Origin of the sequence: Rhodoferax sp. (genome assembly GCF_011391645.1) — a bacterium.
Classification (GTDB): domain Bacteria; phylum Pseudomonadota; class Gammaproteobacteria; order Burkholderiales; family Burkholderiaceae_C; genus Rhodoferax.
In genome coordinates this window covers 1-8,611 of record NZ_JAABQC010000110.1, presented here as the reverse complement: position 1 = coordinate 8,611, position 8,611 = coordinate 1, and the positions used below count along the sequence as shown (strand labels likewise).

Genomic DNA, 8,611 nt, shown 5'->3' with positions numbered 1-8,611 from the left:
CTGTTCAGCGTGCCGCTGTCGATGGCGGGTGCGCTGCTGGCGCTCAAATGGTCGGGCGGCACGCTCAATGTGTTCAGCCAGATCGGCCTGATCACGCTGGTGGGCCTGATCACCAAGCACGGCATTTTGATCGTGGAATTTGCCAACAAGCTGCGCGAGCAGGGCCTTGACACGATGGCGGCCATCCAGCAGTCGGCCGCGCAGCGCCTGCGCCCGATCATGATGACCACCGGCGCCATGGTGCTGGGCGCGGTGCCGCTGGCCATTGCCACCGGCGCCGGTGCCGAGAGCCGCCAGCAGATTGGCTGGGTGATTGTGGGCGGCATGAGCCTGGGCACCTTGCTCACGGTGTTTGTGGTGCCCACCATGTACACGCTGCTGGCGCGCAAAAACGTGCCGGGGCCCAAGACAGAGCTCGCATTGGAGCCGGTGGCCAATCCGGGTTAGGTGGTTTTAAAGCCCGGGGTTATGTTGGCGTGGGGTTGCGTTGGTCCGGGGTGGCAGCGGTTGGGGTATTGGGCTGCACCTCAGACGCGCTTCGCTTTGCGACATCGGCGCAGCCCAATACCCCAATCGCTGCGGTGCGCGCCGTGTGGTGCCGGCATTCAATTGCCAATGCCTTGGCCCGCTTGGCCCATCACCAGCACACACCGCACCAGGTTTTCCCAGCGCTTGGCCTGCGGTCGTTGCCCCGCTGTGTATGCCAGCGAACAGACCCATCGGGATCAGACGCCTATAACCCTATCTATCCAAAGCGATCCCGCTTTTGGTGAATTGTTAGAGGAAAACCATGATGAATTTAAATACCAGGCACGGGCTTGCCCTTTTGTCGGCCGTGGCACTTGCGCTCACAGTGGGCTGCACCAGCCTGAAAACCCCGGCGACTGCCGATGTGGCAGTGTCCAAGGCCGCGGTGGACAGTGCGGCGGGAGCCGGTGGCGCGCAGTACGCCCCGCTTGAAATGAATGCCGCACGCGAGAAGCTGGCGCTGGCCAACAAAGCCATGCTGGCCAAAGATTACAAGGAAGCCAGAGAGCTGGCCAACCAGGCGCAAGCCGATGCCAAGCTGGCGCAAAGCAAGGCCAGTTCCGTCAAGGCACAGGCCGCCGCCGATGTCTTGCAAGAAGATATTCGGGTGCTGCGCGAAGAACTCGACCGCGCGAAATAAATCAACTCACACCGACAGGAAATATCATGAACAAAACCCACCTGGCTCCCATCGTTCTGGCCATTGCCGCTCTCATGGCAGGCTGCAGCTCGACACCCAAATCAACCTCGCAGCTGGAGCAGGCCCGCTCCGAGTACCTGGTTGCGCAAGCCAACCCCAACGTGGCCACCTACGCCCCGCTTGAAATGAAACAGGCCAGCGATGCCATGGCCCAGGCCAATGAGGCAGCCAATGACCGCGACAGCGAAGACAAGATCAACAACCTGGCTTATTTGGCCAAGCAAAAAATTGCCCTCACGCAAGAAGTGACCAAACGCAAAGTGGCCGAGGCAGAAGTCGCCAGTGCGGGCAAAGAACGTGACCAGATGCGTCTTGATTCACGCACCAACGAGGCCAATGCCGCCAAACTCAGCGCCGAACGCGCCACGCTGACCGCCCAGCAGGCGCAAAGCGATGCCGCCACGGCCCAGCGCGCCGCCCAGCAATCGCAGCTGGACGCCGCCAACGCCCAACGCCAGACGCAGGATGCACAGGCGCGCAACGCCCAGCTGGAAGCCCAACTGGCTGACCTGGCTGCCAAAAAGACCGAGCGCGGCATGGTCATCACGCTGGGTGACGTGCTGTTTGGCACCGACCTGTCGCGCCTGACCCCCGACGGCATGCGCAGTGCCCAGAAGCTGGCCGATGTGCTGCAACAGAATCCGCAGCGCCGGGTGATGGTTGAGGGTTTTGCCGACAGCACCGGGGCCGCTGACTACAACCAGGGCCTGTCGGAGCGTCGCGCCAATGCGGTGCGCACCGCCTTGCTCGACATGGGCGTGGCACGCGAGCGCATTGAGGTGCGCGGCTACGGCGAGTCCTTTCCTGCAGCCGCCAATGACAGCGCCGGCAATCGCCAGCTGAACCGTCGCGTCGAGATTGTGCTGTCAGACGACAGCGGCAAAGTGATGGCGCGCTAAGCCTCCCATCTTCCCCTCTATTTTTCAACCCAAGGAGTAAAAACCATGACCACCAAAAACGTTTATATCGAAGCCATGAAGACGCAACTCGATGAACTCAACGCCAATATGAACAAGCTCGACGCCAAGGCCAAAGAGGCCAAAGCTGATGCGCGCGATGCCTATCTGGAAGAAATGCGCAAACTGCGCCACCAGTCCAAGCTGGCGGGCGTCAAGCTTGACGAGCTCAAGGAAGCCAGCCAGGACAACTGGGACAGCATGGTGAAAGAGGCCGACAAGGTGCGCGAGGCCTTTGTGCATTCTTTCAACTACTTCAAGTCGCAGGTTTAAGCGGCTTTCTGGAGCCAAACAGGTTGGCGTAAACCCAGGTGAACTCGGCCCCGATCAAAAAGATCTGGGCCGAGTAATACACCCACAGCAGCACCACCACCAGAGACCCGGCGGCGCCAAAGGCCGACACGATGCCGCTGCGGCCAATATAAACGCCGATCAGAGCCTTGCCCAGGCTGAACAACAGGGCGGTGAACAGGGCACCGGTCCAGACATCGCGCCACTCCACCTGGGCGCGCGGCATCACCTTGTAAATCAGCGCAAACATTGCCGTGACCAGCGCAAAGCCGGCCGGCGCATTGCTGAAGCTGGCAATCGTGATCCAGCCGCCAAACAGCGGGCTCCAGAAGCGCTCCATGGTGGCCAGCGCAGCGCTCAGCACCAGCGACACCATCAATAAAAAGCCGATCACCAAGATCATGCCAAACGACAGCATGCGGGCACGCAGCAAATGCAGCCAGCCGCTGACAGGCGCTGTGGCAGGCACGCGCCAAATGCGGTCGAGCGCATTTTGCAACTCGCCAAACACCGTGGTGGCGCCAATCAACAACAAGACAACGCCCACCAGTGTGGCCAGCCTGCTCTCGGTGGGTTTGCCCACGCTGGCCAGCAGCGCCTGTACCGCGCCGGCACCGGGCTCGCCTATCAGCGCGCGCAACTGCGACTCGATTTCGCCGCGCGCCGCCTCCTGGCCAAACACCAGGCCGGCCACGGCGATCACGATGAGCAGCAGCGGTGCCAGCGAAAACAGCGTGTAGTAGGCCAGCGCCGCGCCCAAGCTCTGCACGTCGTCGTCCAGCCAGGAGTTGAACACCTGTTTGAGCAGGACCCAGTACAGCGGCAAATCAAAGGGCATGGGCAATGGTAGCCGTGTTCAGTTCACCGTTTGCTGGCGCTGCACCTCGGCGCGCTTCATCGCAAGGTAGTCTGCCCGCTCGACCTCATGCAACTGGAGCGGGTAGCGCTCGACCGCACTGAACCAGGCCTGCAGCCGTTGCTCAAGCCGGGCTGCGGGTGGCTCGCGCTGCGATGCCAGAAAACTGTCGATGGCCAGGTAATAACGCATGGTGTTGCGTTCGACCACACCGCGCACGCCCGTCACGTAGGTGGGGGGCTCCCCCCTGTTTGTGTCGATCATGGTGAAACCCACCTTGTCTGCCCCGGCGGTGGAGAGGTAGGTCTGCATGGCCAGCCGGCCAACCAAGCCCACGCCATAGGCGTAGGTGAGGTGCAGAAACGACTTGCCGTCGGGGAGCGCGACCGCTTCCAGCCGGATGCGGTAATTGCTGGTGCCCAGCGGCCCGTCTTTGGCGTTGAGCGTGATGGCAAAGTAGCTGGGGGTCAAGGCGGTTTCGCTGTAGCGAAACTCCATTCGTGGGGCATCTGCGATCGGCTGGGGCGTTTTCTTGCCGATGTTCACACGCAAGATGGTGCCTTGAGGCTCTTCGATGGCATGGCAGTATTTGGTGTTGATGTGCAGGATCATGACCTCGCACCAGTGGTCTGGCGACCGCATGCCGTTGCTGACAGCCGCAAACGGGTATGGCGCCACAGCATAAATGTCGCCGCTCAGACCCTTGGCGTGTTCAACGGACTGCAGCACCAGCGGCCGTCCGAACGGGTTGTTTAGCAGCGGTTGCTGCAGGCGCATGTGCTGCGTCCGCAGCGCCGCCGCAGCTGGCGGCTCCGGCAAAGCCAAGGTGCTGCCAAGATGACAGGCCAGGGCGAGCCCGACCAGGCAACGCAAGCCATCTTTCCGGGCAGGTCGGTACCGTTCAGGCGTCACGGCCAAAAACCAGAATCAAGGTCAGGGCCAAGGCCTGCGACAAAGCTTTTTACTTGGTTACTTCGTGGCCAATGACGCCACCCACGGCGGCGCCGGCGGCGGTGCCGAGGATGCCCCCACCGACCACATTGCCGGCCACGCCGCCAATGACGGCGCCGGTTGCCGTGCCTTTTTCCTGGTGGGTCATGCCGGCGCAACCGCCCAGGCCCAGGGCGGCCAACAACAAAACAGAAGCAGAAATACGTTGGGTAAAGTTCATGAGAGTTCTCCAGGACGGTTAAGAATCAAATCGTGCAACGCAAAGCATGCCGGCACGAACGAGAGAGCATTGTTGAATGCCGAAGGCTGCGGGTCTGTGCGCTTGCGTACACAGGCCAAAAACATGCCGGCAAATGTAGCTCGGCTTGTGTGTGCCACTACACAGACGGGGCCGCGGCGCATCCGTAGCCTCAACCCATGTTTATTAACGGCCATGGCAGGCAGATCAGACGGTTCAGACGGGTTGGGCGTCACATGCGTGTATAACGCCTGGTGGTGCATTCAGCACCTGGGGCAGCACAAGCTTTTACAACCTGTTACGCCTCGTCAGACCCGCATCACGAGTACCACTCATTGAAAATCATTTCCAAGACCCTGACCTGGCTGGCTGGCGCACTGCTGCTGTTGGCTGCCGGCATTGCGTTCATGTTCTGGTCTTACCAGCAGATTTCGGAGGGCTCCGCCCAGCGCCAGCACACCCGGCAGATCATCAGCGAGGCCAACGGACTGCTGCTCGGGCTGCAAGATGCCGAAGACGTGCAGTGGGGCTACGTTCTGTCCGGCGACGAAAGTTATCTGCCGCCCTATCTGGCGGTGCGCGAAACCATCCCCGCGCAGTTCAAGGCCTTGCAGGCCTCCAACGGCAACGCCGAGGCCGGCGCGCACCTGGTCACGATGGCACCCTTGATCAACGCCAAAATGGCCGAGCTTGCCCAAACCATCGCGCTGCGCCGCAACGGCGACTTGACAGGCGCCCGCGCGCTCATCGACAGTGGCAGCGGCAAGCGCCAGATGGGCGTGATTCGTGCCGAAATGCGCGACTTCATCCTGGTGAAGACCCAGGCGCAATCACTCAACGACGCAGCCCTTGACCTCAACAAAAGTCGGTTGCAGATCAGCATGTCGGCTTTTTCATTGCTGGCGATTCTTGGTGCTGTTCTGTTTGCCTATTTTTATTACCGGGGTTTGCAGCAGCGGCTCAAAAATCTGGTGCACCTGGAAACCCGGCACTTGCTGGAGTCAAAAGAGCAAATCAACCAGCGCCTGACGCAGGCCAATGGGCATCTCGAGGACAGCCAGCAAAAACTGGCGGTCACGCTCAATTCAATTGGTGACGCGGTCATTGCCACAGACACGGCCGCTCGCATCACCCTGCTCAACCCGGTGGCGGAGGCACTGACCGGATGGACGCATGCGCAGGCGTTCGGGCAACCGATCAACGAGGTGTTTCACATCATCAACAAAGAGACCCGCATGCTGGCGGTTATTCCGGTGGCGGACACGCTGGCGCACGGCACCGTGCAGGGCCTGGCCAACCACACCGTGCTGATTTCCCGCGATGCCCGTGAATATGATGTTGCCGACAGCTGCGCCCCAATTCGCGATGGCGCGGGTCAAGTGGTGGGCGCGGTGCTGGTGTTTCGCAATGTGTCTGACGAGTACGCGGCGCAGCAAAGCCTGCGCGACAGTGCCGCGCTGGTGCAGACCATTTTGAACACCGTGGTGGATGGGCTGGTAACGGTGCATGCCGACGGCGGCATCATCGAAACCACCAACCCGGCCATCGAACTGATGTTTGGCTACAGCGCCGAGGAGCTTGCCGGCAAATCCTTGAGCGTGCTGATTCCCGAGCTCGATCAAGACCAGCGCAATGTGTCGCTTGAGTATTACGAGGCCAGCGATGCGGCGCGCGCCAAGGGCGAGGGCCGGGAGGTGGTGGGCCAGCGCAAGAATGGCAGCACTTTTCCGCTGGAGATCGCGGTCAGTGAGATGAAACTGCGCGGGCAAAGCTATTTCACCGGCATCCTGCGCGACATTTCGGCGCGCAAACAGGCAGAAGAAGCGCTGCGCGAGGCTGGCGCCCTGCAAAAGGCGATTTTTGACAGCGCCAACTTTTCCAGCATTGCCACCGATGCCAAGGGCGTGATCCAGATTTTCAACGTGGGCGCCGAGCGCATGCTGGGCTACACCGCCGCCGAGGTGATGAACAAGATCACCCCGGCCGATATTTCCGACCCGCAGGAGGTCATTGCCCGTGCCGAATCGTTGAGCACCGAACTGGAAACCAGCATCAGCCCCGGCTTTGAGGCGCTGGTGTTCAAGGCCTCGCGCGGCATCGAAGACATTTACGAGCTCACCTACATCCGCAAGGACGGCAGCCGCTTTCCCGCCGTGGTGTCGGTCACCGCGCTGCGTGACGACCAGGGCAGCATCATTGGCTACCTGCTGATCGGCACCGACAACACCGCGCGCAAGCAGGTCGAAGCCGAGCGTGCGCGGCTTGACCTGGTGCTGCAAAACAAGAACGTCGAGCTGGAACGCGCCCGCCAGGCGGCCGACCATGCCAACCAGGCCAAGTCCGACTTTTTGTCGAGCATGAGCCACGAACTACGCTCGCCGCTCAACGCCATTCTGGGATTTGCGCAGTTGCTGGAGTCAGGCGAGCCGCCGCCTTCGCCAACACAGGCCGCCAGTGTCGGGCAGATCCTCACGGCCGGCTGGTATTTGCTCGAGCTGATCAACGAAATTCTCGATCTGGCCCTGATCGAATCCGGTCGCCTGTCGCTGTCGCTGGAGCCCACTTCGTTGCACGACGTGCTGCAGGACTGCCAGGCCATGATTGCGCCGCAAGCCCAGCAAAAAGGCATTTCCATCAAGTTTCCGGTCATTGGCATTGACTGTTTTGTCGTTGCCGACCGCACGCGCCTCAAGCAGGTGCTGGTGAATCTGCTTTCCAACGCCATCAAATACAACCGCGCCAACGGTACCGTTGAAGTCACCTACCGGATGCATGACGCAGACCGCCTGCGTATCAGTGTGCGCGACAGCGGCCAAGGGCTGTCGCCCCTGAAAATTTCGCAATTGTTCCAACCCTTCAACCGCCTCGGGCAGGAGGCCGGCACCGAGGAGGGCACCGGCATTGGCCTGGTGGTGAGTCGCCAGCTGGTGGAGTTGATGGGCGGCGAAATTGGCGTGACCAGCGCCGTCGGGGCGGGCAGTGTGTTCTGGTTTGAGCTCAACGCTGCATCGGGCCCCCAACTGGACATGGATGAATCGCCACCGCTTGACCTGGCACCCGTCACTGCGCCGGCGGATGCTTCAGTGCTCACGCTGCTCTATATGGAAGACAACCAGGCCAACATGGCACTGGTGGAGCAGCTTGTTGCCCGCCGCCCGGACATGCGCTTGCTGGGCGCGCAGGATGCCATGCGCGGCATTGCCCTGGCGCGCGCGCACCAGCCCGACCTGATCCTGATGGACATCAACCTGCCCGGCATCAGTGGCATGCAGGCGCTGGCGATATTGCTGGAAGACCCTGTCACACAGCATATTCCGGTCATGGCTCTGAGCGCCAACGCCATGCAGCGTGACATTGAAAAAGGCCTGGCCGCCGGGTTCTATCGCTATCTGACCAAGCCGATCCGGGTGAATGAGTTCATGCTGGCCCTCGACGAAGGGATGGCGAGCGCCAGGGCGCGCGTCAAAGAAGCGATTGAATGACGCCAGACCTTTTCACGATCACCCCGCACGAAATTCTTGCGGCCCACATTCTGATCGTTGACGACCTGTCAGCAAATGTGCAACTGCTTGAGCAGTTGCTGAGCGCCGCGGGCTATCACAACCTGAGCGCCACCACTGACCCGTTCGCCGTCTGCGGGCTGCATCGCTTGCACGCCTTTGACCTGATTTTGCTCGACCTGCAGATGCCGGGCAAGGATGGTTTTCAGGTGATGCAGGACTTGCAGGACATGCAACGCGGGGGCTACCTGCCGGTGTTGGCGGTGACCGCGCAGCCCGGGCACAAGCTGCGGGCGCTGGCGTCTGGGGCGAAAGACTTCATGGCCAAGCCGCTTGACCTGATTGAGCTGAAAACCCGCATTCACAATATGCTTGAAGTCCGTTTGCTGCACAAGCAACTTCAAAATGCTGCCAACACGCTGGAGTCATTCGCGCTGCATGATGCGCTCACCAAGTTACCCAACCGGCGCCTGCTAATGGACCGTTTGCACCAGGTCAGGCTGGCCTCAGCCCGCTCACAACAGCATTGCGCCCTGATGTTTCTGGACATTGATCATTTCAAGCAACTCAATGACACCCTGGGCCACGACG

At 61.2% G+C, this 8,611-nt stretch carries 9 protein-coding genes; 6 read left to right on the top strand and 3 right to left on the bottom strand.

Features of this window, described 5'->3' with window-relative positions; translation table 11 throughout:
• The 4 genes from GPS82_RS12170 to GPS82_RS12155 form a co-directional block, all read left to right on the top strand.
• Positions 1–447: efflux RND transporter permease subunit (locus tag GPS82_RS12170; RefSeq protein ID WP_296495078.1), on the top strand; the 447-nt coding region annotated here is incomplete at its 5' end.
• A gap of 346 nt (positions 448–793) precedes the next feature.
• Entirely contained in the window at positions 794–1,168 is a 375-nt protein-coding gene (locus GPS82_RS12165; RefSeq protein ID WP_296495076.1) for a DUF4398 domain-containing protein, read from the top strand.
• Between the two features lie 26 nt (positions 1,169–1,194).
• The gene (locus GPS82_RS12160) at positions 1,195–2,127 is read left to right on the top strand and encodes an OmpA family protein (RefSeq protein ID WP_296495074.1); all 933 of its coding nucleotides are present in this window, start codon (positions 1,195–1,197) and stop codon (positions 2,125–2,127) included.
• 45 nt (positions 2,128–2,172) lie between these two features.
• Positions 2,173–2,457, top strand: coding sequence for a hypothetical protein (locus GPS82_RS12155; RefSeq protein WP_296495071.1), 285 nt, complete (start codon positions 2,173–2,175; stop codon positions 2,455–2,457).
• On the opposite strand, the gene GPS82_RS12150 is transcribed toward GPS82_RS12155, so the two are convergent.
• From GPS82_RS12150 to GPS82_RS12140, 3 genes are all read right to left on the bottom strand, one after another.
• Positions 2,441–3,313, bottom strand: coding sequence for a YihY/virulence factor BrkB family protein (locus tag GPS82_RS12150; protein WP_296495068.1), 873 nt, complete (start codon positions 3,311–3,313; stop codon positions 2,441–2,443). The two genes, GPS82_RS12155 and GPS82_RS12150, sit on opposite strands and share 17 nt — an antisense overlap.
• An 18-nt stretch (positions 3,314–3,331) precedes the next feature.
• Positions 3,332–4,108 (bottom strand): hypothetical protein, encoded by a 777-nt coding sequence (locus GPS82_RS12145; RefSeq protein WP_296495066.1) that lies wholly within the window; start codon positions 4,106–4,108, stop codon positions 3,332–3,334.
• A 184-nt stretch (positions 4,109–4,292) separates the two neighbouring features.
• The gene (locus GPS82_RS12140; protein ID WP_296495063.1) at positions 4,293–4,502 is read right to left on the bottom strand and encodes a glycine zipper 2TM domain-containing protein; all 210 of its coding nucleotides are present in this window, start codon (positions 4,500–4,502) and stop codon (positions 4,293–4,295) included.
• A gap of 353 nt (positions 4,503–4,855) precedes the next feature.
• On the opposite strand from GPS82_RS12140, the gene GPS82_RS12130 reads away from it, so the two are divergent.
• Positions 4,856–8,002 (top strand): PAS domain S-box protein, encoded by a 3,147-nt coding sequence (locus GPS82_RS12130; protein WP_363717558.1) that lies wholly within the window; start codon positions 4,856–4,858, stop codon positions 8,000–8,002.
• The coding region (locus tag GPS82_RS12125; RefSeq protein WP_296495061.1) for a response regulator at positions 7,999–8,611 on the top strand (613 nt) is incomplete at its 3' end. The genes GPS82_RS12130 and GPS82_RS12125, both read left to right, overlap by 4 nt.